General features: G+C 70.0%; 21 protein-coding genes. 16 read left to right on the forward strand and 5 right to left on the reverse strand.

Translation table 11 applies throughout. The features are described 5' to 3' along the window. Window positions 1–26: 26 nt before the first annotated feature. From L324_RS05680 to L324_RS05695, 4 genes are all read left to right on the forward strand, one after another. On the forward strand, window positions 27–812 hold the full coding sequence (locus L324_RS05680) for an electron transfer flavoprotein subunit beta/FixA family protein (protein ID WP_037304739.1): 786 nt from the start codon (window positions 27–29) through the stop codon (window positions 810–812). A 26-nt stretch (window positions 813–838) separates the two neighbouring features. Beyond that, window positions 839–1,798, forward strand: coding sequence for an electron transfer flavoprotein subunit alpha/FixB family protein (locus L324_RS05685; protein WP_037304740.1), 960 nt, complete (start codon window positions 839–841; stop codon window positions 1,796–1,798). Between the two features lie 173 nt (window positions 1,799–1,971). After that, window positions 1,972–2,754 (forward strand): GNAT family N-acetyltransferase, encoded by a 783-nt coding sequence (locus L324_RS05690; RefSeq protein ID WP_037304741.1) that lies wholly within the window; start codon window positions 1,972–1,974, stop codon window positions 2,752–2,754. After that, window positions 2,751–3,635 carry a lysophospholipid acyltransferase family protein gene (locus tag L324_RS05695; protein ID WP_037304743.1) on the forward strand — a complete coding sequence of 295 codons (885 nt, stop codon included), beginning with the start codon at window positions 2,751–2,753 and terminating at the stop codon, window positions 3,633–3,635. The genes L324_RS05690 and L324_RS05695 overlap by 4 nt, the downstream gene beginning before the upstream one ends. Window positions 3,636–3,721: 86 nt before the next feature. Here L324_RS05695 and L324_RS05700 read toward each other — a convergent pair whose 3' ends face one another. After that, complete coding sequence (locus L324_RS05700) at window positions 3,722–4,612, reverse strand: NADP-dependent oxidoreductase (RefSeq protein ID WP_037304744.1); 891 nt, start codon at window positions 4,610–4,612, stop codon at window positions 3,722–3,724. 136 nt (window positions 4,613–4,748) lie between these two features. On the opposite strand from L324_RS05700, the gene L324_RS05705 reads away from it, so the two are divergent. From L324_RS05705 to mnmA, 4 genes are all read left to right on the forward strand, one after another. After that, window positions 4,749–6,005, forward strand: a complete 1,257-nt coding sequence (locus L324_RS05705; RefSeq protein ID WP_037304747.1) for a helix-turn-helix transcriptional regulator — start codon at window positions 4,749–4,751, stop codon at window positions 6,003–6,005. 33 nt (window positions 6,006–6,038) lie between these two features. Next, window positions 6,039–7,412 carry an MFS transporter gene (locus tag L324_RS05710; RefSeq protein WP_037304755.1) on the forward strand — a complete coding sequence of 458 codons (1,374 nt, stop codon included), beginning with the start codon at window positions 6,039–6,041 and terminating at the stop codon, window positions 7,410–7,412. A gap of 203 nt (window positions 7,413–7,615) precedes the next feature. Then, on the forward strand, window positions 7,616–8,812 hold the full coding sequence (locus L324_RS05715) for a cysteine desulfurase family protein (protein ID WP_037304759.1): 1,197 nt from the start codon (window positions 7,616–7,618) through the stop codon (window positions 8,810–8,812). A 5-nt stretch (window positions 8,813–8,817) separates the two neighbouring features. Continuing rightward, on the forward strand, window positions 8,818–9,918 hold the full coding sequence (gene mnmA / locus L324_RS05720; protein ID WP_037304883.1) for a tRNA 2-thiouridine(34) synthase MnmA: 1,101 nt from the start codon (window positions 8,818–8,820) through the stop codon (window positions 9,916–9,918). Here the strand turns inward: mnmA and L324_RS05725 are convergent. The 3 genes from L324_RS05725 to L324_RS05735 form a co-directional block, all read right to left on the reverse strand. After that, window positions 9,915–10,358, reverse strand: coding sequence for a GNAT family N-acetyltransferase (locus L324_RS05725; RefSeq protein WP_037304761.1), 444 nt, complete (start codon window positions 10,356–10,358; stop codon window positions 9,915–9,917). The two genes, mnmA and L324_RS05725, sit on opposite strands and share 4 nt — an antisense overlap. Next, on the reverse strand, window positions 10,355–11,392 hold the full coding sequence (locus L324_RS05730; RefSeq protein WP_037304763.1) for an MBL fold metallo-hydrolase: 1,038 nt from the start codon (window positions 11,390–11,392) through the stop codon (window positions 10,355–10,357). Before L324_RS05730 ends, L324_RS05725 begins: the two co-directional genes overlap by 4 nt. Window positions 11,393–11,590: 198 nt before the next feature. Beyond that, window positions 11,591–12,397 (reverse strand): LURP-one-related family protein, encoded by an 807-nt coding sequence (locus tag L324_RS05735; RefSeq protein ID WP_037304765.1) that lies wholly within the window; start codon window positions 12,395–12,397, stop codon window positions 11,591–11,593. Between the two features lie 120 nt (window positions 12,398–12,517). Here L324_RS05735 and L324_RS05740 point away from each other — a divergent pair, with 120 nt between their 5' ends. From L324_RS05740 to L324_RS05765, 6 genes are read left to right on the forward strand one after another with little or no spacing between them, the layout of a single operon-like run. Next, window positions 12,518–13,555, forward strand: coding sequence for a methionine synthase (locus L324_RS05740; protein WP_037304766.1), 1,038 nt, complete (start codon window positions 12,518–12,520; stop codon window positions 13,553–13,555). 22 nt (window positions 13,556–13,577) lie between these two features. Then, the gene (locus L324_RS05745) at window positions 13,578–14,282 is read left to right on the forward strand and encodes a hypothetical protein (RefSeq protein ID WP_037304767.1); all 705 of its coding nucleotides are present in this window, start codon (window positions 13,578–13,580) and stop codon (window positions 14,280–14,282) included. Beyond that, on the forward strand, window positions 14,263–16,440 hold the full coding sequence (gene ligA, locus L324_RS05750) for an NAD-dependent DNA ligase LigA (RefSeq protein WP_438938439.1): 2,178 nt from the start codon (window positions 14,263–14,265) through the stop codon (window positions 16,438–16,440). The genes L324_RS05745 and ligA overlap by 20 nt, the downstream gene beginning before the upstream one ends. Further along, window positions 16,433–16,933, forward strand: coding sequence for a GNAT family N-acetyltransferase (locus tag L324_RS05755; RefSeq protein WP_037304769.1), 501 nt, complete (start codon window positions 16,433–16,435; stop codon window positions 16,931–16,933). The genes ligA and L324_RS05755 overlap by 8 nt, the downstream gene beginning before the upstream one ends. Next, complete coding sequence (locus L324_RS05760; protein ID WP_037304770.1) at window positions 16,930–17,124, forward strand: type II toxin-antitoxin system VapB family antitoxin; 195 nt, start codon at window positions 16,930–16,932, stop codon at window positions 17,122–17,124. The genes L324_RS05755 and L324_RS05760 overlap by 4 nt, the downstream gene beginning before the upstream one ends. Further along, window positions 17,121–17,300, forward strand: coding sequence for a PIN domain-containing protein (locus L324_RS05765; protein WP_037304771.1), 180 nt, complete (start codon window positions 17,121–17,123; stop codon window positions 17,298–17,300). Before L324_RS05760 ends, L324_RS05765 begins: the two co-directional genes overlap by 4 nt. A gap of 136 nt (window positions 17,301–17,436) precedes the next feature. Here the strand turns inward: L324_RS05765 and L324_RS05770 are convergent, their stop codons facing one another. Beyond that, complete coding sequence (locus L324_RS05770) at window positions 17,437–18,090, reverse strand: ACT domain-containing protein (RefSeq protein WP_037304773.1); 654 nt, start codon at window positions 18,088–18,090, stop codon at window positions 17,437–17,439. A 257-nt stretch (window positions 18,091–18,347) separates the two neighbouring features. Here L324_RS05770 and gatC point away from each other — a divergent pair, with 257 nt between their 5' ends. After that, on the forward strand, window positions 18,348–18,647 hold the full coding sequence (gene gatC, locus L324_RS05775) for an Asp-tRNA(Asn)/Glu-tRNA(Gln) amidotransferase subunit GatC (RefSeq protein WP_037304775.1): 300 nt from the start codon (window positions 18,348–18,350) through the stop codon (window positions 18,645–18,647). Continuing rightward, complete coding sequence (gene gatA, locus L324_RS05780) at window positions 18,644–20,158, forward strand: Asp-tRNA(Asn)/Glu-tRNA(Gln) amidotransferase subunit GatA (RefSeq protein WP_037304776.1); 1,515 nt, start codon at window positions 18,644–18,646, stop codon at window positions 20,156–20,158. Before gatC ends, gatA begins: the two co-directional genes overlap by 4 nt.

The following is a 20,158-nucleotide window of genomic DNA, read 5'->3' on the forward strand; positions in this document are numbered from 1 at the left end:
CACTAACGGGAGGTCGAAGTAGACCCATGACGAACATCGTTGTCCTGGTCAAGCAGGTACCGGACACCTACTCGGAGCGGAAGCTCTCCGGTGCCGACAACACTCTTGACCGCGAATCCGCCGACGCCGTGCTCGACGAGATCAACGAGAAGGCCGTCGAAGAAGCCCTGAAGATCAAGGAAGCCGGCGAGGGCGAGGTCACCGTCGTCTCGGTGGGTCCCGACCGCGCGACCGACGCGATCCGCAAGGCGCTGTCCATGGGTGCCGACAAGGCCATCCACGTCTCGGACGAGGCCCTCCACGGCTCCGACGCGATCGCCACCGCCAAGGTGCTGGCCGCCGCGATCGCCAAGGTCGAAGGCTTCGACCTGGTCATCACCGGTAACGAGGCCTCCGACGGCCGCGGTGGCGCCGTGCCGGCGATCATCGCCGAGCTGCTCGGCCTGCCGCAGCTGACCCACGTGAACGAGCTGACCGTCGACGGCACCTCGATCAAGGCCGACCGCTACACCGAGGACGGCGTCACGCACCTCGAGGCGAACCTCCCCGCGGTGGTGAGCGTCGGCGAGAAGATCAACGAGCCGCGCTACCCCTCCTTCAAGGGGATCATGGCCGCCAAGAAGAAGCCGGTCGAGACGCTGACCGTCGCGGACCTCGGCCTGGACGCGGGCGAGGTCGGCCTCGGCAACGCCTGGTCGTCGGTGCTCGAAGCCTCCCCGAAGCCGCCGCGCACCGCCGGTGAGCGCGTCGAGGACGAGGGTGACGGCGGCAGCAAGGTGGCCGCCTACCTGGTCGCGCAGAAGCTCATCTGAGACAGGTTTCGAGGAGGAATAGGGAAATGGCTGAAGTACTCGTCCTCGTCGACCACGTCGACGGTGAAGTCAAGAAGGTCACGCTCGAGCTGCTGACCGCCGCTCGTGAGCTGGGTGAGCCGTCCGCGGTCGTCGTCGGCCCGACCGGCACCGCCGCCAAGGCGAAGGAAGCCCTCGCCGCGCACGGCGCCGCGAAGGTGTACGTCGCCGAGGGCGACAACGCCACCGGCTTCCTGGTCACCCCGAAGGTGGACGTCCTCACCGCGCTCGCGGAGCGGACCTCCCCGGCCGCCGTGCTCGTCGCGGCCAGCGCCGAGGGCAAGGAGGTGTCCGCCCGGGTCGCGGTCCGCCTCGGCTCCGGTCTGCTGTACGACGCCGTCGGCGTGAACAGCGACGGCAGTGTCGACCAGTCCATCTTCGGTGGCGCGTTCTCGGTGAAGTCCAAGTCCACCAAGGGTGTCCCGGTCATCTCGGTCCGCCCGGGCGCGGTCGAGGCGACCCCGGCCGAAGGTGCCGCCGCCGAGGAGACCGTCGAGGTCCCCGCGGGCGACCCGGCGAAGTCCGCCAAGATCACCGGCGTCGAGCCGATCGTCGGTGGCGACCGGCCGGAGCTGACCGAGGCTTCGGTCGTCGTCTCCGGTGGCCGCGGTGTCGGCTCGGCCGACAAGTTCGACGTCGTCGAGTCGCTGGCCGACTCGCTCGGCGCGGCCGTCGGTGCCTCCCGCGCCGCCGTCGACTCGGGCTACTACCCGGCGCAGTTCCAGGTCGGTCAGACCGGTAAGACGGTCTCGCCGCAGCTGTACATCGCGCTGGGCATCTCCGGTGCGATCCAGCACCGGGCCGGCATGCAGACCTCGAAGACCATCATCGCGGTCAACAAGGACGCCGAAGCGCCGATCTTCGAGATCGCCGACTTCGGTGTGGTGGGCGACCTGTTCAACGTCGCGCCGCAGCTGACCGAAGAGGTCCAGAAGCGCAAGGGCTGACCTTCCGCTCGAAGAGGGCCGTCCGGGATTCGTCCCGGACGGCCCTTTTTTCTGTTACCCGGAAGTGATCTTCCATCCTGAGAGAAGCCTGAGAACCCGCAATTAACTGAACGTGCACTAATCGGCCATCGGGCGCATTGTCGTTGGTACCAACCAAGGAGTAGACCTTGGTTATGACGACGTCACAGCTCCTCGTCAGTACTGACCAGGCAGGTGCCGCACTCCCGGCCGACGCGCCGCGGTACTCCCTTCTGGTGGCCAACGGAAACGAAGAAGTCGTTGCCGCGCAACGTCTCCGTCACCAGGTGTTCGCCGAGGAAATGGGGGCGAAGCTCAATTCGCCCGAACCCGGCCTCGACGTCGACTACTTCGACGAGTTCTGCGATCACCTGGTCGTGCGGGACGACGACACCGGCGAGATCGTGGGCACGTACCGGATGCTGCCGCCCGATCGGGCCGCACTGGCGGGAAAGCTGTACTCCGACAGTGAATTCGATCTGACGGCGCTGGATTCACTGCGGCCTTCGCTGGTCGAAACGGGCCGCTCGTGCGTGCATCCCGACCACCGCAGCGGCGCCGTGGTGAGCCTCGTCTGGGCGGGGATCGGGCGCTACATGCTGCTGGCCGGGCACCGCTACCTCGCGGGCTGCGCGTCCGTGCCGCTGACCGACGGCGGTGCCTACGCGGCGGGTGTCTGGGATGTCCTGCGCACCAAGCATTACGCGGACGAATCGCACCGGGTGACGCCGCTGAACCCGTGGCGGTACGAGGACGTCGAGCGGCCGTCGCGGGCGATCCTCCCGCCGCTCATCAAGGGCTACACGCGCCTGGGCGCGAAAACCTACGGCCCGCCCGCGCTGGACGCCGATTTCGGCGTCGCGGACTTCTTCGTCGTGCTGGATCTGCACAACGTCGACGAGCGGTACCTCAAGTTCTTCCTGGGAGTACAGGGATGAGCCACGCCTGGATGCCGAAATCGCCCTGCGGCGACGGCTGCCTGAGCGAAGGGGCGCCGACGGTCGCGTTCCCGCGCCGCGTCCTGCGGTTCACCGCCGCGATCGGCGTCATCTTCGGCGCCTTCCTGACCGCGCCGCTGGTGCTCGTCCTGCGCGGCATGCCCCGGGAACGGCTGGTGCGCCTGCTGTTCACGGGAATCCTTCGCTCGTTCGGGGTGAAGCTGCGCGTACTCGGTGACGAAGGTTTCCGCGCGGTGCCCGGCCGTGGCGCGCTGGTGGTGAACAACCACATCTCGTGGCTGGACATCATCGCGATCAACGCGATCCAGCCCATGCGGGCGCTGGCGAAGCGGGAAGTCGGCACCTGGCCGGTACTCGGCCTGCTGGTCCGCCGCGGCGGCAGCATCTTCCTCGACCGGGAGAACCTGCGGACCCTGCCCGCCACGATGGCCGAACTGGCCGACGCGATGCGCGGCGGATCACTCGTCAGCGTGACGCCGGAGGGCACCACCTGGTGCGGTCTGGGCTCGGGCCGGTTCCGCCCGGCGACCTTCCAGGCCGCGATCGACGGCGGCGTCCCGGTGCGGCCGCTCGCGCTGCGCTTCCGGCTCGCCGACGGGCGGGAGACGACGCAGCCGGCGTTCATCGGACCGGAGTCGCTGATCGCCTCGCTGCGGCGGGTCGCGGCCTTGCGCGGTCTGGTGCTGGAGGTGCACGTGTGCCCGGAGATCGCGCCGGGCCGCGCCGCGGACCGGCGGGAACTGGCCGCGCTGGCGGAATCCGCGGTACAGGCGGCGCTCGGGCGGGTGCAGATCCCGGCGCAGCGGCGGCGTCGCGTCGCTTCCGCTCCTGCGCCGGTCGTGAAAGTGCCCTCTCAGTAACCAGCGCGCGCTAGGAAAGGTCCTTTCCTCGCAAAATTTGCAAGGAAAGGACCTTTCATGGCGCGTGGGGTTGACAAAGCTCAGCGTCACCCCACGGTCAAGGTGATCTTCCCGCCCGCGTGCCCCGTCTCGCTCTCCCGGTGCGCCGCGGCGGCGTCGTCGAGCGCGTAACCGCGCCCCAGCTTGATCTTCAGCTCACGGGAGACGAGGTCTTCGAGCACCGCGGCGCTTTCCTCCCCGCCCGCCGAGAACTTCAGCCCCTGGGCGAACGCCGACGGGTCGGCGATGGTGATCAGCCGGTCGGGTGACCCGAGCAGCTCGACGGAGTCACCCAAGACACCGAAGCCCGCCGCGTCGAACACCGCGTCGACACCGTCCGGCGCGGCCGAGCGAACCCGCGAAACCCAGCCCTCGCCGTACTGCACCGGGATCGCCCCGAGCGCCTTCACCTCGTCCTGCGACGAAGCCCCGGCGAGGCCGATGACCGTGGCGCCCAGCGCGACGGCGGCCTGCGTCGCGAACCGGCCGACCTGGCCGCTCGCCCCGTGGATCACGACCGTCTCGCCCGGCTTGACCTCGAGTTCGCCCAGCACCCGCAACGCCGTCTCCCCGGCGATGGGCAGCGCGGTGGCTTCGGCCCACGAGAGCCCGGCGGGTTTGCGGATGACCTTGGTGGCCAGCGAGTACTCCGCGTACGTCCCGGTGTCGGACCAGCCGAAGACCTCGTCGCCGACGGCGAATCCGGCGCCCTCGCCCACCGCGTCCACCACGCCGGCCAGCTCCAGGCCCAGGATGTGCGGGAACTCGACCGGGCGGACCTCCGCCATGCCACCGGACCGGATCTTCCAGTCGATCGGGTTGACGCCCGCCGCCTTGACCGCGACCCGCACCTGACCCGGGCCGGGCTCCGGCACCGGGACCTCGGCGGACCGCAGGACGTCCGTGTCGCCGTACTCGGTGATGGTGATCGCTCGCATGTTCACTCCTTGTCGGATTTCTTCGCTGACGATCAGTCAACCGGTGCGCGCGTCCCGCCCGAACCGCTCGGACGAGCAGTGTTCACTAGCCGGGAGAGCAGCGTCGCCCGCGCCGGGACGCGCCTAATGTGGAGTCATGGATCCGCTGTCCGTGCTGGGCCAGGTCGAGTACATGCTCGCCGCCCCGCGCCCCGAACTGCTGCCGCGCTTCTCCGGGACCGCCGGGGCCGTCCTGCCGCATCGCGCCGCCGCGATGGAGACCGGTGACTGCTCCCGCCTGCCGATCAAGGTCCACGGCGATCCGGAGATCACCGGCGCGGTCACGAGTGCCGAGCTGCGCGGGCTCGCCGCGTTGGGCGTGCCCGGCCAGGCGGTCGTGGCCGACGGGACGCTCGGCGGGAAGCGGCGGAAACTCGTCGTCCTGACCTCGGCCCCGGTGATCGGCAAGGGGGCGATGATCGCGCTCGTCCCGGCCGAGGACGACATCGAGGGCGGTGCGCTCGAATTCGTCGCCAAGCTGTGGGACATCGTCAGTGTGAACGCCGCCCAGCGCGCCACCGACCCCGAGCCGGCCGTCCTGGAGAGCAACATCGCGGCGGCGACCGCGCGGGCCAGGGCGATCACGGATCTGGGGCAGACCCACGCGACCACCTTGGCGTCCCTGCTTTCGGTGCTGCGGTCCCGTCGGCTCGGTGACGCCGTCGCCCGGCAGACCGCGACCGACCTCGCCGCCGCCGCGCTCGTCGAACTGCGCTCGACCGCCGACCGGGATCAGGAACTCTCGGCGGAGCCGGCGTCCTCGGCGTTCGACACCCTCGCCGCGCAGCTGGATCCCTTGGTACGCCACAACGACGTGACCGTCGACCTCGCCGGGCCCGGTGACGAGCGGCCGCTGCCGCAGGACGTCGCGCATACCGCGCGCACCGTCACGCGCGGCCTCGTGCTCACCGCGCTGGAACGCGAAAGCACACGCGTGCGGGCGTCCTGGCAGCTCGACGGCCAGACCCTCCGGATCACCGTGCGCGACGACGGCCCGGACGTCGCCGACGCCGTGCCCGCCACCGGCCTCACCGAACGGATCACCCCGCTCGGCGGCCGCTGGGAGATCGACGCCGTACCCGGCTGGGGCGCCACGATCACCGCCGTCCTGCCGCTGGGCGTCCAGGAAACGCCGGACCTGCGCCCACTGGACCGGCTGAACCCGCGTGAACTCGAAGTCCTCGCCGGGATCGCGCGCGGGAAACGGAACCGGCAGATCGCCGAAGAGCTGACGCTGACCGAGCACACGGTGAAGTTCCACGTGCGGAAGATCCTCGGGAAGCTCGAAGTCACGTCGCGGGGCGAAGCCGCGATCCTGGCGCGGGAGCTGCGCCTGGAGTCCGTCGGCGCTTGACCTCCACCGAACTGGAGGTAGCAGGCTGGCGGCATGACGATCACTGGGGACAAGGCGAAGCCGAAGGGTGTGCTCTGGACACCGGAGCACCGGGTGACCACGATCGGGCTGCTGCTCATGGTCACGCTCATCGCGTTCGAAAGCATGGGCGTCGCCACCGCGATGCCGACGATGGTGGCCGACCTCGACGGCCTCGCGCTGTACGCGTGGCCCTTCACCACGTTCCTGGTCGCCAGCGTGGTCGCGACCGTCCTTTCCGGACGGATCGGCGACCGCAGGGGCCCGGCGCCCGCGCTGCTCGCTGGTACCGCGCTGTTCGCCGCCGGGCTGCTGGTCGCGGGACTCGCGCACGACATGCCGCTGCTCCTGCTCGGCCGCGGGCTGCAGGGCTTCGGCTCCGGTCTCCTGCTGGTCTCGGTGTCCCTGCTGATCGCGCTCACCTTCAGCGACCGCGAACGCCCGGTGATCTACGCCGCCAACGCCGCCGCGTGGGTGCTGCCCGCGGTGATCGGGCCTTCGATCGCCGGAGTGGTGACGGTGAGCCTCGGCTGGCGCTGGGTGTTCCTCGGGCTGATCCCGCTGACCGGGATCGGGCTCGCCCTGCTGGTCCTGGTCACCCGGAAACTGCCGCGGCACGTGCCGGGAACGTCCGCGAACCGCGCCGGGGTGGTGCCCGCGGTGGTCGCGGCCCTCGGCGTCGCCGCGCTCACCTGGGCGGCGCAGCATCCGTCGCTTCCGGCGCTGGCCTACGGCTCCGCGGGGCTGATCGCCCTGGCGTACGCGCTCCGCAAACTCCTGCCCGCCGGCACGCTGACGTCGCGGCCGGGGTTGCCGACGGTGATCGCCTCCCGCGCGCTGATCGCGGGCGCGTACGCGGGGATGGAGGCCTACCTGCCGCTCACGATGAGCGAGGTCCACGGCTACAGCCCCGCGCTGGCCGGCCTGCCGCTGACGGTGACCGCGCTGGGCTGGTCGGCGGGGTCACTGGTGCAGGGCCGTTTCCTCGACTGGTCTCGCGAGGCGTCGCTGCGGGTCGGGTTCGCGCTGGTGGCGGCCGGTCTGGCGATCTTCGCCTTCGTACCGTTGCCCTCGTTCCCCGGCTGGATGGCGTTCGTGGCGTCGGCGGTCGGCGGCGCCGGGATGGGCATCGCGATGCCCGCCATCTCGGTCCTGCTGCTGCGTTACTCACCCGAGGCCGAACGCGGGTTCAACACCTCGGCGCTGCAGCTCGGGGACTGGGTCGGCTCGGCGCTGACCATCGGGTTGGGCGGTGTTCTGCTCGCCTCGATCGCTTCGGCGAAGGAGCCTTCGGTGGCGATCTTGGTGCTCTCGGTGCTGCTGACCGGGCTCGCGCTGCTCGGTGTGCGGCTGACCGGCCGATGGCCGTCGGGGATGACCGTCGCTTGATTGCGGAGCTGATCTTGCGAACCCGCTCCGGCCGCAGGCCCCGTGATCGCGGGGGCAGGGCGCCCGGTCCGCGTTCAGGTCGGTGAAGTCGTTGACGAGCGCCCTGTCGACGCGATCACGGACGCGGGTTCCTATGAGCGCCGCCACCACCAGGTGAGGGTGGGCTTGGTCACGGCCCGGAGCGGTCTACCCTGGTGGGTGCGATGACCTATCTCGACCACGCGGCGACCACCCCGATGTTGCCCGAAGCCGTAGCGGCGATGTCCGAGGCGCTGTCCACTGTGGGCAACGCCTCGGCACTGCATTCCTCGGGACGCCGGGCCCGCCGCCGGGTCGAAGAGGCCCGCGAGGTGATCGCGGAGGCGCTGGGCGCCCGGCCGTCCGAGGTGATCTTCACCGGCGGCGGCACGGAGAGCGACAACCTCGCGGTCAAGGGCATTTTCTGGGCCCGGAACGGCGAAGACCAGCGGCGGCGCCGGGTGCTGTGCAGCGCCGTCGAGCATCATGCCGTCCTCGATTCCGTCGAATGGCTGGAGCAGCACGCGGGCGCCGAGGTGGTCTGGGTCGAGGTCGACGAGGCGGGCCGCGTCCTGCCGGAGACGCTGCGCGAAGCCATCGGCGACAGCCCGGAGACGGTCGCGCTGGCCACCGTGATGTGGGCGAACAACGAGGTCGGCACGGTCAACCCGATCGGCGAGCTGGCCGCCGTCTGCGCCGAGCACGAGATCCCGCTGCACACCGACGCCGTCCAGGCCGTCGGCGCGGTACCCGTCGATTTCGCCGGGAGCGGGGCCGCGGCGCTGACCCTGACCGCGCACAAACTGGGCGGCCCCTACGGCGTCGGCGCGCTGCTGCTCGGCCGCGACACCGCGTGCGTGCCGGTCCTGCACGGCGGTGGCCAGGAGCGCAGCGTGCGTTCGGGCACCCTCGACGTCCCCGCGGTGATCGCCTTCGCGACGGCGGTGAAGGCCACGGTCGAAGGCCGTGAGGAGTACGCCAAACGCGTCGCCGAACTGCGGGACGACCTGATCGAGGCCGTCCGGCGCGAGGTGCCGGACGCGGTGCTCAACGGCGGCGAGGGCGAGCGCCTGCCGGGGCACGCCCACTTCACCTTCCCCGGTTGCGCCGGTGACAGCCTGTTAATGCTCTTGGACGCCAAGGGCATCGAATGTTCCACTGGATCGGCGTGCACGGCGGGGGTCGCGCAGCCGAGTCACGTGCTGCTGGCCATGGGTGCCGATCCGGCTGCCGCGCGCGGTTCGCTGCGGTTCTCGTTCGGGCACACGTCGACGCCGGAAGACGTCGAAGCGGTTTCGAGGGAGATCGCGGGCGTCGTCGACAGGGCGAGGCAGGCGGGACTCGCCGGAATGCGCAAGCAGACGCAGAAGCAAGAGGTGTGAGGAAGATGCGCGTACTGGCCGCGATGAGCGGGGGAGTGGACTCGGCGGTGGCCGCCGCGCGCGCCGTGGACGCCGGGCACGAGGTCGTCGGGGTGCACCTGGCGCTGTCGGCGAAGCCCGGCACGCTGCGCACCGGATCCCGTGGCTGCTGCACGATCGAGGACTCGGGTGACGCGCGGCGCGCCGCGGACATCCTCGGCATCCCGTTCTACATCTGGGACTTCGCCGAGCGTTTCACCGAAGAGGTCATCGAGACCTTCGTCGGCGAGTACGCCGCCGGCCGGACGCCGAATCCGTGCGTCACCTGCAACGAGAAGATCAAGTTCGAGGCGTTGCTGGACAAGGCGATGGCGCTCGGGTTCGACGCCGTCGCCACCGGGCACTACGCCCGGCTGTCCCTTGTGGACGGTGTCCCGGAGCTGCGGCGCAGCGTCGACTCCGGCAAGGACCAGTCCTACGTCCTGGCTTCGCTCACCCCGGAACAGCTGCGGCATTCGCTGTTCCCGCTGGGTGATTCGTGGAAGACCGATGTCCGCGCCGAGGCCGAGAGCCGCGGCCTCTCGGTGGCGAACAAGCCGGACAGCCACGACATCTGCTTCATCCCGGACGGGGACACCAAGAGCTTCCTGGAGAAGCGGCTCGGCCGGCGTCCCGGGCAGCTCGTCGACGCCGAGACCGGCGCGGTGCTCGGTGAGCACACCGGCGTGCACGGGTTCACCGTCGGCCAGCGCAAGGGCCTCGGCATCGAGGCGCCGGCGCCGGACGGGCGGCCGCGTTACGTGCTTTCGCTGGAGCCGGTTTCGGGCACCGTGAAGGTCGGTTCCGCGCGTGACCTCGGCGTGAACGTGATCGAGGCGGACCGCCCGATCTGGCCGAGCGAGCGCCCGCTGGACGGGCCCACCGAATGCGTCGTCCAGGTGCGCGCGCACGGCGGGATCGTCGAGGCCGTCGCGGAGGTTTCCGGTGACTCGGGCGACTCGGTGACCGTCCAGCTCCGGGAGCCGCTGCGCGGGGTCGCGCCCGGCCAGGTCGTCGTGCTGTACCGCCCGGACGCGGCCGAAGGCGACCTCGTCCTGGGCAGCGCGAAGATCTCGGGCACCCGTTAGAGCTTCAGCTTGAAGCCGGTGTGGCTCGCCACGAAACCGAGGCGCTCGTAGAACCGGTGCGCGTCCTCGCGGGTGACGTCCGACGTCAGTTGGACGAGCGCGCAGCCGCGCCGCCGGGATTCGTCGATCGCCCACCGCATCAGCTCGCCGCCCAGCCCGGACCCGCGATGGCTCGCCCGGACCCGGACCGCCTCGATCTGCCCGCGCAGCGCGCCCTTCCTGGCCAGGCCGGGAATGATCGACAACTGGAGCGTGCCGACAGACTCCCCGGCGTCGTCGGCGACGATCAGCAGCTCCCCGGGATCGGCGTCGATCTCCTCGAAGGCCTTGAGATACGGCGTGAGATCGTCGGCGGAATCCCGGGTGGACCCGAGCTGGTCATCGGCGAGCATCGCGACGATCGCCGCGACGTCCTCGCGGCGTGCTTGACGGATGATCATGCGGCGTAGTGTCGCACGCCCTCGGTCTCGGTCGCGGTGAGTTTCCCTTGCGCCACCAGCAGATCCAGATGCGAACCGGTCTCGAGGACGGCGAGCATCTGGTTGAACGGGTCCATCTCGCCGAGCTTGCGCCGCCTGCGCGTCCAGCCCAGCCGCAGTGCGACCTCGTATGCCGTCGTGACGTCCGCGGTGATCTCGGCGCCCATGACCTCGAGCCGGTCGCGGTGGTGTTCCAGCAGTTCGTCCACGCGGGCGTGGACGCTGTCGGTGACCCTGCCGTGCGCGGGGAGCATGCGCCGGTCCGGCATCTCGCGGACCAGGCGCAGGGAATCGAGGTAGTCGCTCAGCGGCAGGGCGACCGGCACCGGCTGGAACCCGATGGACGGCGTGATGTGCGGCAGTACGTGGTCGCCGGAGAACACCAGCCCCGCCTCGTCGTCGACGAAGACGACGTGCCCGGCCGTGTGGCCCGGCGTGGGCACGATGTCGATTTCGCGGCCGGGCACGATCGTGCGCTTGCCGGGGGAGAGCCATTCGTCGGGCTGTTCCCACAGATGCGCCTCGGTGTGCCGGACGCCGCCGAAGGCCTTGGCGAGCTCCTCGACCACCGGGCCCGCGCCACACCGTTCGAGCAGGCCGACCTGCGCCTCCATCGGGAACCGGTCCGGATCGCCCGAGCGCACCAGGGAAGCCTCCTCCGGCTTCCCGAGCCCGACCTTGCCGCCGAACTCGCGGCGCAGCTCCACGGCCAGCGTGTAGTGATCGCGATGGACGTGGGTGATCAGGAATTCGTCGATGTCACCGAGGTCGGCGCCGAGCGCCTTCAACCCGCGCGAAAGCCGCTCGCGGGCCGATTCCAGCGCCCAGCCGGAGTCGATGAGGACCAGGCGGGTGCCGTCGGTGACGACGTAGACGTTGACCGCGCGCAACGCGTCGTGCGGCAGGGGCAGCGGGATCCGGTGAACCCCCGGCGAAACCGTGTAGACGCCTGGCTCGGCCCAGTCCCGTTCGCCGTCTTCGGGCAACGGCTCCATGGTGACCTCCGTCCCGGACGCACTCCAGCGTGCCGCCCAGTTCTTCCACCTTGAGCCGCCGGAAGCCGAGTGTCCACTTGCGCGGGGTGAGACCCGTGTCACTCGCCCCCGATGCATTTAGTCCTCTGGATGCGGTCCTTGCGCGGGCAACTACCGCATCCAGAGGACGAAATGCAAAGTCCTCGACATGCAGGGGTGTCAGCGATCGTCCTGCTTCAGCGCCGTGTCGATGGTCAGTGCCGAAGCGACCACCATCGAGGCGAGCGGATCCCGCAGCGGCCGGTGGATCTCGACGACGTAGTTGTCGGCCGTGGTGAACGCGGCCTTCACGAAACCACCCCAGGTCTTGGTGATCCGCGCGATCTCGACGTCGGCGTGGTCCTTGATCGCGAAGTTCCACGCCCGCCAGTTCTCCGCGAAGATCCCGCCGACCTTCTGGCCGTCGACCAGGAAACCCAGCCGGATCTTCCCGAAGACGTTCTCCTGCACGATCTCCCCGATCGGCGAGTCGTCGGCCTTCGTCACCAGGAACCGGGATTTGAACACCTTCGCCGGGCGCTTCACCTTCAGCACCGTGCTGTGGTTCGCGTCGCGGATCTCGAAGCGATGCGTCAGGAACTGGTCGTAGTTCGTCAGCAGCCGGATGGCCTTCTTCAACGTGCTCTGCCCGACCTGGACGACGCCGCCGAGCCGGTTGCCGTTCTGGTCGAAGACCCCGAACTCGTTGGACATCTCGATGAGTTTCGCGCGCTGGTTGACCACCAGCACCGGTTCCGAGAACAGGGTCCCGCCGCCGGTGACCCCACCACCCCGGCCCTGGGTGCCCTTCGCGACCTGTGCCCGGATCTTGTCCGGGGCATGCGCGCCTTCGATGTCCAGCTCGATCATCTCGGCGTCGTGGGACGGCCGCGTGTCGGCCGTCCAGGCCTGCCCGTCCCACCACCGGTAGACCCGGGGGTTCTGCTGGTCGGGATACCAGCCGGCGGGCTGGGGAGAGCTTGTCATGGCAGGTCAGCGTAATGCGCCCGGCGCTCCCGCGGGTCCGCCGACGGCAATTGCGTCGAATGTCCGTGTCTCGGCGTGCCCCGCCTCCCCGCCGGACGGGAGGAAGGGGAGAATCCGGGTGTGAACGAACGACCTTGGCCTCTGGGCGCGGCGACCGCGATCGGTTCCCTGCCGGGAACCGATCCGGTCGAGGCGGCGTCCATCGTTTTCGGTGAACTGCCCGAATTCCCGTGTCTGCCCGAGCTTCCCGCGCGCGGCGTCGGCGCCGACGTGATCGGCCGGACGGCGGCGCTGCTGGTCGATCTCGCCGTCGAGGTGGTGCCGAGCGGCTACCGGGTCGCGGCCCGGCCCGGGCACGACCACCGCCGTGCCGTCGACCTGATGAACTGGGATCTCGACGCCGTCCAGGAGGCCAGGGAGAAGGCGGGTGCCGCGCCGCCGGTCTTCAAGGTCCAGGTCGCCGGGCCCTGGACGCTCGCCGCGAACGTCGAACTCCCGCGCGGGCACCGGATCCTGACCGACAAGGGCGCGCTGCGCGACTTCACCGCGTCGTTGCTGGACGGTCTGGCCGAACACGTCGCGGAACTGAAGTCGCGCGTCGGCGCGCCGGTGGTCGTGCAGTTCGACGAGCCGTCGCTGGCCGCTGTCCTCGGCGGCGATCTGCCGACGGCGTCCGGATACGGCACCGTCCCCGCGGTCCCGGCGCCCGAGGCCCGTGAGCTGCTCTCGACGGTGATCGCCGGGGCGGAGCGCGTCACCGGGCAGCCGGTCGCGGTGCACTGCTGTGCCGAAAAGCCGCCGATCTCGTTGCTGCGCGCGGCGGGTGCCCACGCGATCGCGTTCGACTTCTCCCTTTTGAAGGGCGCTTCGCCCGCCCAGCTCGACGAAATCGGCGAGGCCCTGGACTCCGGGACGACGCTGATGCTCGGCCTCGTCCCCACGACCGAGCCCGGCGTTCCGGTGGTCCTGCGTGACCTGGTCGCGCCCGTGTTCAAGCTTTTCGACCGGCTCGGGTTCTCCCGCGAGATCCTCGCGGAGCGCGTCGTGCCGACCCCGGCCTGCGGCCTGGCCGGTGCCACCCCCGAGTGGATGCGCCGCGCGCTGACGCTCAGCCGGGAGGCGGGCAAGGCTTTCGTCGAACCCCCTGAAGGCTGGTGACCGGCGCGGTAGCGTGCCCTCCATGCGTTTGTTCCGCCGCTCCCGCAAGTCCGAGGACGTTCCCGACCCCCGCACCGCCTGGCCGGAGCAGCCGATCCCCGAGGACGCGGCCGCCGCGGCGGTGAGGTTCTGGGAGGCGTGGTCCGAACTCCTGCCGGAGGTCAGCGCCGCACTCGGCGACCGCGAGCCGCACCGGGTGGAACACGACCTCTGCACGATCGTCGAGGCGCTGCACCCGCGGCTGCACTTTTCCCTCGATCGGGGGCATCGCGCGATCTACTCGCTGGTGCTCACCGGTCAGGAGGATCCGGAACTGCGCCCGTACACCGACGCGTGGAAGGCCGCCGCGCCGCCGGAGGACGCGATCTGGGAGTACCACGACTCGGTGCCGCCGGTCCCCGATCCGAGTGAGGTCACCGTCAATCTCGGCGAGACCCGGATCGCGCTCGCCGACGTCCGGGTGACCGCGAAGGTGGACGATTCAGCCGGACGGGTGGACGTCACGGTGTTCCATCCGCTGATCGGGGAGCTCCGGCCGGAGACCCGGACGACCATGACCTTCCTGCCGCTGGACGCCACGCTGGGTGAGCGCGTCGCGGCCGAACGGCTGGGCCGGGTCGAGCTGGTGACCGAGGCACAGGAGGGGCAGCTGACGTTGCTGGAACTGCGCGAAGTGGTCGGCCGACTCGGCGGCGGGACGTCCGGAAATGTCGGTGCCGACGACTAGGCTCAGTACCGTGAGCAGCGAACTTACCCACTCAGACCTCGAAACGGCCGATGTCGCGCAGGACGTCACCGACGTTCCGGCGGAGGTCCGCGAACGGCACGCCGAGCTGGCGGAGGAGATCCGCGGGCATCAGTTCCGGTACTACGTGCTGGATTCACCGATCGTGTCCGACGGCCAGTTCGACGCCCTGCTCAACGAACTCCAGGCCATCGAGGACGAGCATCCGGGACTGGTGACGCCGGAGTCGCCCACGCAGAACGTCGGCGGCACGTTCTCCACCGAGTTCGTCGCGCACGACCATCTCGAGCGCATGCTCAGCCTGGACAACGTCTTCGACACCGGGGAGTTCGAGACCTGGGTCGAGCGGGTCCAGAAGGAGATCGGCGCGACGAAGTACCTCGCCGAGCTGAAGATCGACGGGCTCGCCATCAACCTGCTGTACGAGAACGGCCGCCTGACCCGCGCGCTGACCCGGGGCGACGGCCGCACCGGCGAGGACGTCACGCTCAACGTCCGCACCCTGGAGCAGGTGCCCGAGCGGCTGACGGGCACCGACGAGTTCCCGGTGCCCGCGCTGGTCGAGGTCCGCGGCGAGGTGTACTTCCGGGTCGAGGACTTCCTGGCGCTCAACGCGAAGATGGTCGAGGCGGGCAAGGACCCGTACGCGAATCCGCGCAACACCGCCGCCGGATCGTTGCGGCAGAAGGATCCGAAGATCACGAAGTCCCGGAATCTGCGGCTGATCTGCCACGGGCTCGGCAAACGCGACGGGTTCGAGCCGAAGCGCCAGTCCGAGGCCTACGACGCGCTCGCCGCGTGGGGGCTGCCCGTCTCGCCGCACAGCAAGGTGCTCGGCTCGGGAAAGGAGCTGCTGGAGCACATCGAATACTGGGGCGAGCATCGCCACGACGCCGAGCACGAGATCGACGGTGTCGTCATCAAGGTCGACGAGGTCGCCCTGCAGCGCCGTCTCGGGACGACCTCGCGCGCGCCGCGCTGGGCGATCGCCTACAAGTATCCGCCGGAAGAGGCGATCACCACCCTGCTGGACATCCAGGTCAACGTCGGCCGCACCGGGCGGGTCACCCCGTTCGCGGTGATGGAGCCGGTGAAGGTGGCCGGGTCGACGGTGTCGATGGCGACGTTGCACAACCAGGAAGAGGTCAAGCGCAAGGGCGTGCTGATCGGGGACAAGGTCGTGATCCGCAAGGCGGGCGACGTCATCCCCGAGGTGCTCGGCCCGGTGGCCGACGCGCGCACCGGCGAAGAGCGTGAGTTCATCATGCCGTTGCGCTGCCCCAACTGCGACACCGAACTGGCGTACCAGAAGGAGGGCGACATCGACATCCGTTGCCCGAATTCACGGTCCTGTCCCGCGCAGTTGCGGGAGCGGCTGTTCCACCTGGCCGGCCGGGGCGCGTTCGACATCGAGGTACTCGGCTACGAGGCCGCCGTCGCGCTGCTGGACGCCGGTGTCGTGCACGACGAAGGCGACATCTTCGATCTGGACGAGGAAAAGCTGCTCCAGGTGGACCTGTTCCGCACCAAGGCGGGCGAGTTGTCGGCCAACGGGCGCAAACTGCTGGACAACCTGGAGACGGTGAAGGACCGTCCACTGTGGAAGGTCATCGTCGGCCTGTCGATCCGGCACGTCGGCCCGACGGCGGCGCAGGCGCTCGCCCGCGAATTCGGCTCGCTGGAACGGATCGAGAACTCCTCGGAGGAGGAACTCTCCAGCGTCGACGGCGTCGGCCCGACCATCGCGCGCGCCGCGGTGGAGTGGTTCGCCGTCGACTGGCACCGCGAGATCGTCGAGAAGTGGCGCGCGGCGGGCGTGCGGATGGAGGAGGAGCGCGACGAGTCCATCCCGCGCAACCTCGAAGGCCTGTCGATCGTCGTCACCGGTTCGCTGAACGACTACTCCCGTGACGAGGCCAAGGAGTTCATCATGGTCCGCGGCGGCAAGGCGGCCGGTTCGGTGTCGAAGAAGACGGCGTTCGTCGTCGTCGGCGACGCGCCGGGGACGAAGTACGACAAGGCCGTCCAGCTGAAGGTGCCGGTGCTCGATGAGAACGGCTTCCGGGTGCTGCTGGAGAGCGGCCCCGAGGCCGCCGCCGAACTGGCGCTGCCGACCGACGAGGAGGACAGCGGTGAGTGACCTGGAGATCCGGCCCGCGCGCGTCGGCGAACTGAAGGCGGTCGGGGAACTCACCCTGGCCGCGTACTCCGCGGACCGGGTACTCGTCGAGGGCGTCGGCTACGCGGCCGAACTCCTCGACGCCGCCCGGCGCGCCGAGCTGGCCGAACTGCTCGTCGCGGTGGACGGCGACGGCACCCTGGTCGGCACGGTCACCATCGCGCGGCCGGGGACAGCGTTCGCCGAGCTGTCCCGCGAAGGCGAACTGGAGTTCCGCATGCTCGGCGTGCTGCCGTCGGCCACCGGGCGCGGTATCGGCGAGGCGCTGACCAGGGCGGTCATCGAGCGGGCGCGGGAGCTGGGCGTGGACCGGGTGGTGCTGTGCAGCATGGTCACGATGGAGCGGGCGCACCGGCTTTACGAGCGGCTCGGTTTCACGCGGCTGCCCGAACGGGACTGGGAGCCGCATCCCGGCGTCACGTTGGTCGCCTTCGGCCTGGAACTCGGCGTATGAGCCGGACCAACATCGATATCGACGACGAGTTGGTCGCCGCCGTGATGCAGCGCTATGGGTTCAAGACCAAGAAGGACGCGGTGGATTTCGCGTTGCGGAGAGCGGCGCCGGTGATCACCACCGCCGACATCCTGGCGCTGGAAGGGATCGGCCGCGAAGCGGATCTGGACGAGGTACGCGATGCCTCGTGAACAAACGCTGCCTGATCGACAGCTCGGTGTGGATCGATTCCTTCGCAAGTGGGGCGACGCGCGCGCGGGATCTGGTCGTCGAGCTTGCCGCGCAGCCGAAGATGATCGTCACCTCTGAGCCCATCGTGATGGAACTGCTCGCGGGAGCGAACGCCGAGGCGATCTTCGACTCGTGAGCCGCTCTGCCCGACGCGCCATGAAAGGTCCTTTCCTTGCAAAATTTGCAAGGAAAGGACCTTTCATGGCGCGTGTGTGAGGGGTTCAGGTAGTTGGCAGCGCGAACTACCGCATTCAGAGGACGAAACGCGAGGGTCAGCTGTCCAGCACGACGGCGACGATCCCCGCGAAGTGCGCCAACCGCGCCACCTCGGCGGCGCGGAAGTTCGGCCCACCCGGCCGAGCGACCAAGAGCGCCTTCCCCGGCTTCCCCAGCGGGGTGGCCGCGAGTTCGGTCCCCAGTTCCTTCCACGTCTCCGGGATCCACGCCTCCTCCGCGTCGAGGATGGTGGCGCGTTCCAGCGGAAGCCACGGCAGATCGGTGATCGGCGTCTCGGGCGCGGCGTTGGACGACGCCAGCCGGACAGCGCCGGATTCGGCGTGTTCGACGACGACGGCCCAGCCCGCCCGGATGATCCGCGGCACACCTTCGGCGAGGATCTCCAGGCCCGAAGCGGGCTTCGCGGCGATCTCCTCGACCAGTTCGAGTTCGCGATGGGTGTCCAGCACCCCGGCGTACGGGCGGACGGCGTCGACCTCCACGCCGTCGACGCTTTCGGCGGCGGTGATCAGCGCGTCCGGCAGCCTGCCGGAGGGGATTTCGACGACGAGGTCGTCGACGGCGATTCCACCGCCGCGTTCGACCACGTCCACGCTCAGGATGTCGGCGCCGACGGTGCCGAGCGCGGTGGCGACCGCGCCGAGGGTCCCCGGGGTGTCCGGTAATTGGACCCGGATCAGGAACGACACACGCGCCCCTCTCGCCTCAGGCGTTCCAGCCTCGCCGTGGAACGCGCTACGCCGGGCGCCGATTGTGACAGACCGGACGACGTCGTGGGACCCGACGTCCGTGACACGGGATAACGAACCAGCCACTCCTTACCCGAAGCGCCCGCCCGAGCCGGAGTGCAGGCCGCGGGCATAACCCAGTCGAGTCCGCCGACGCCGCCACCATAGACTTGCAGCTTCCGACAGAACCCGCACAGCACACCCCGGGAGTCACCCGCGTGCCCAACATTTCCCGCGACGAGGTCGCGCACCTCGCCAAGCTGGCCAGGCTTGCCGTCACCGAAGAGGAGCTGGACGTCTTCGCAGGCCAGCTCGACCAGATCCTGGACTCGGTGGCCAAGGTGAGCGAGGTCGCAGGCGAGGACGTCCCGCCCACGTCGCACGCCGTGCCGCTGACCAACGTCTTCCGTGAGGACGTCGTCCGACCGGGGCTGACCCAGCAGCAGGCGCTGGCCGGTGCGCCGGCCGCCGAAGAGGGTCGTTTCCGGGTGCCGCGGATTCTGGGAGAAGAGCAGTGACCGAACTCATCAAGCTGACCGCCGCCGAGCTGGCGGACAAGATCCAGGCCCGTGAGGTCTCGGCGGTCGAGGTCGCCCAGGCGCATCTGGACCGGATCGCCGAGGTCGACGAGCACATCAACGCGTTCCTGCACGTGGACACCGAGGGCGCGCTCGCCGCGGCCCGCGCGGTGGACGCCGACGTCGCCGAGGGCAACGCGCCGAAGTCGCCGCTCGCCGGGGTGCCGCTGGCGCTCAAGGACGTGCTGACCACCAAGGGCATCCCCACCACCGTCGGTTCCAAGACGCTGGAGAACTGGATCCCGCCGTACGACGCCACCGTGACGCGCAAGCTGCGCGAGGCCGGGGTCGTGGTGCTCGGCAAGACCAACATGGACGAGTTCGCGATGGGCTCCTCCACGGAGAACTCCGCGTTCGGACCGACGCACAACCCGTGGGACCACGCCCGCATCCCGGGCGGTTCCGGCGGTGGCTCCTCCGCGTCCATCGCGGCGTTCGAGGCCGCGATCGCGATCGGCACCGACACCGGCGGCTCGATCCGCCAGCCCGGCGCCGTCACCGGCACCGTCGGCGTGAAGCCGACGTACGGCGCTGTCTCCCGCTACGGCCTCGTCGCCTTCTCGTCGTCGCTGGACCAGGCGGGCCCGTGCGCGCGGACGGTGCTCGACGCCGCCCTGCTGCACGAGGTCATCGCCGGTCACGACCCGATGGACTCGACCTCGATCGACGCGCCGGTCCCGCCGGTGGTCGCCGCGGCCCGCCAGGGCCTGACCGGTGACCTCAAGGGCGTCCGCGTCGGCGTGGTGAAGGAATTCGCCGGCGACGGCTACCAGGCCGGCGTGCTGCGGTCCTTCGAGGCCGCCGTCGAGCAGCTGCGTGCGCTCGGTGCCGAGGTCGTCGAGGTCTCGTGCCCGAACTTCACCTACGCGCTGCCCGCGTACTACCTGATCGCGCCGAGCGAGTGCTCGTCGAACCTCGCCCGGTTCGACGCCATGCGCTACGGCCTGCGCGTCTCCGACGACGGCGCGCACAGCGCCGAAGAGGTCATGTCGCTGACGCGGGAGAAGGGTTTCGGCCCCGAGGTCAAGCGCCGCATCATGCTCGGCACGTACGCGCTGTCCTCCGGGTACTACGACGCCTACTACGGCTCGGCGCAGAAGGTCCGCACGCTCATCACGCGCGACTTCGAGGCCGCGTACGAAAAGGTGGACGTGCTGGTCTCGCCGACCACGCCGACAACGGCGTTCAAGATCGGCGAGCGGGTCGACGACCCGATGGCGATGTACCTGGCGGATCTGTGCACCATCCCGTCGAACCTCGCGGGCAACGCCGCCATGAGCGTCCCGAGTGGACTGTCGCATGAGGACGGCCTGCCGGTCGGCCTGCAGATCATGGCCCCGGCGATGGCCGACGACAGGCTGTACCGCGTCGGCGCCGCCTACGAGGTCGCGCGCGACGCCGCCAACGGTGGCTCGCTGGTGCACGAGGTTCCGGAGCTGGGAAAGGCGTGA

Origin of the sequence: Amycolatopsis orientalis DSM 40040 = KCTC 9412, assembly GCF_000478275.1 — a bacterium.
GTDB lineage: Bacteria > Actinomycetota > Actinomycetes > Mycobacteriales > Pseudonocardiaceae > Amycolatopsis > Amycolatopsis orientalis.

Coding starts and splice junctions, on each gene's coding strand:
- L324_RS05695 (WP_037304743.1), top strand. CDS start 2,751: ATGAGCCACGCCTGGATGCCGAAATCGCCCTGCGGCGACGGCTGCCTG.
- ligA (WP_438938439.1), top strand. CDS start 14,263: ATGTCGGTGCCGACGACTAGGCTCAGTACCGTGAGCAGCGAACTTACC.
- L324_RS05760 (WP_037304770.1), top strand. CDS start 16,930: ATGAGCCGGACCAACATCGATATCGACGACGAGTTGGTCGCCGCCGTG.
- L324_RS05730 (WP_037304763.1), bottom strand. CDS start 11,392: ATGGAGCCGTTGCCCGAAGACGGCGAACGGGACTGGGCCGAGCCAGGC.
- L324_RS05690 (WP_037304741.1), top strand. CDS start 1,972: ATGACGACGTCACAGCTCCTCGTCAGTACTGACCAGGCAGGTGCCGCA.
- L324_RS05705 (WP_037304747.1), top strand. CDS start 4,749: ATGGATCCGCTGTCCGTGCTGGGCCAGGTCGAGTACATGCTCGCCGCC.
- L324_RS05710 (WP_037304755.1), top strand. CDS start 6,039: ATGACGATCACTGGGGACAAGGCGAAGCCGAAGGGTGTGCTCTGGACA.
- L324_RS05725 (WP_037304761.1), bottom strand. CDS start 10,358: ATGATCATCCGTCAAGCACGCCGCGAGGACGTCGCGGCGATCGTCGCG.
- L324_RS05685 (WP_037304740.1), top strand. CDS start 839: ATGGCTGAAGTACTCGTCCTCGTCGACCACGTCGACGGTGAAGTCAAG.
- L324_RS05745 (WP_037304767.1), top strand. CDS start 13,578: ATGCGTTTGTTCCGCCGCTCCCGCAAGTCCGAGGACGTTCCCGACCCC.
- L324_RS05735 (WP_037304765.1), bottom strand. CDS start 12,397: ATGACAAGCTCTCCCCAGCCCGCCGGCTGGTATCCCGACCAGCAGAAC.
- L324_RS05700 (WP_037304744.1), bottom strand. CDS start 4,612: ATGCGAGCGATCACCATCACCGAGTACGGCGACACGGACGTCCTGCGG.
- L324_RS05680 (WP_037304739.1), top strand. CDS start 27: ATGACGAACATCGTTGTCCTGGTCAAGCAGGTACCGGACACCTACTCG.
- L324_RS05715 (WP_037304759.1), top strand. CDS start 7,616: ATGACCTATCTCGACCACGCGGCGACCACCCCGATGTTGCCCGAAGCC.
- mnmA (WP_037304883.1), top strand. CDS start 8,818: ATGCGCGTACTGGCCGCGATGAGCGGGGGAGTGGACTCGGCGGTGGCC.